Genomic DNA, 1,567 nt, shown 5'->3' on the forward strand with positions numbered 1-1,567 from the left:
CTCGGGGACAATCCGAACGGCATGTTCAGTCCGACGAACCCGAACGTGAAATGCTCGAAGGCCGAGTTTCCGATGCTGGAAAAACCGACCAAGATGATGCCTGGGCCGATGTAACGGGCGAACCAGGCTGGAGCTCTACCGAGAAGGCAAGCCGGATGGCTGGCTTGCCTTCGAAGCGGTCGGGATCAGACCTTGGCGACGATCCGCATGAAGGCCGGCATGTCATCGCCGAAGCCAACGGTGGAATCGTTGTCTTCCTGGTGACGTTGGCGGGCAGGGCGGCTGTTGTCTCGCTGCGGCCGGGTATCGCCGCGTTCCGGTGCGCGCTGTTCGTTGCGATCGGACGATTTGCGCTCGGTGTTTTCCGAACGGATCGCTTCCTTGCGCGAGCGCCGTTCGCCGACGTCGGCGGCTGCCGCTGCGACCTCGGCCGCCGGCTGGTCCTCGCGGACTGTTTCCGGTGCCGTGTCTTCGCTGCGCTTGGCGTGGCGTTCGCGCGGTTTGCGCTCGCCGCCCTTTTCCCTGCTGCGGTCGTCGTCCTTGCGACCGGCGCGGCGCGGTGCGCCCTTGCCACGGCGCGGAGCATCGTCCTCGCCGCCTTCGCTGGCAACCACCGTCGACAAGTCGCCGTCATGCCATTCGATCTTGTTGCCGATCAGCCGCTCGATGGCGTCGATGTATTTGGTGTCCGACTTGGTCGCGATGGTGAAGGATTTTCCGGAGCGTCCGGCGCGGCCGGTACGGCCGATACGGTGGACATAATCCTCGGCATGGATCGGCACGTCATAGTTGAAGACATGGCTGACGTCGGGGATGTCCAAGCCGCGCGCGGCGACGTCGGAAGCGACGAGGTAGCGCAGCTTGCCGTCGCGGAAATTGGCCAGCATCTGCATGCGCGCGCGCTGGTCCATGTCGCCATGCAGCGCACCGGCGTCGAAATCATACTTCAGCAGCGAGCGGAACAGTTCCGACACTTCGACCTTGCGGTTGCAGAAGATGATGGCGTTCTTCAGTTCGGCATCTTCGGCCTTGATCAGGTTGCGCAGCGTCTCGCGCTTGTCCCACGGCTTGGAGCCTGATTTGACCAGCCGCTGGGTGATGTTGGTGGCGGCGGACGCGGCCTTCGAGACCTCGACGCGCACCGGCGCATGCAGGAATTTCTCGGTCAGCTTGGTGATTTCCGGCGGCATCGTCGCCGAGAAGAACAGCGTCTGCCTGGTGAACGGGATCATCTCGCAGATGCGCTCGATGTCGGGAATGAAGCCCATGTCGAGCATGCGGTCGGCTTCGTCGATGACGAGGATCTCGACGCCATTGAGCAACAGCTTGCCGCGCTCGCGGTGATCGAGCAGGCGGCCGGGCGTCGCGATCAGCACGTCGACGCCGCGCTCCAGCTTCTTGTTCTGTTCGTCGAATGAGACACCGCCGATCAGGAGCGCGATGTTGAGCTTGTGGTTCTTGCCATATCGGATGAAATTCTCTTCGACCTGCGCGGCGAGTTCGCGCGTCGGCTCCAGGATCAGTGTGCGCGGCATACGGGCGCGGGCCCGGCCGTTTTCGAGGCGGG

1 protein-coding gene is annotated in these 1,567 nt (G+C 63.7%); it reads right to left on the bottom strand.

Features of this window, described 5'->3' with window-relative positions; genetic code table 11:
* Window positions 1-185: 185 nt before the first annotated feature.
* On the bottom strand, window positions 186-1,567 hold a 1,382-nt coding region (locus tag EN994_RS30645; RefSeq protein WP_164746386.1), incomplete at its 5' end, for a DEAD/DEAH box helicase.

Origin of the sequence: Mesorhizobium sp. M7A.F.Ca.CA.002.09.1.1, assembly GCF_003998555.1 — a bacterium.
Taxonomy (GTDB): domain Bacteria; phylum Pseudomonadota; class Alphaproteobacteria; order Rhizobiales; family Rhizobiaceae; genus Mesorhizobium; species Mesorhizobium ciceri.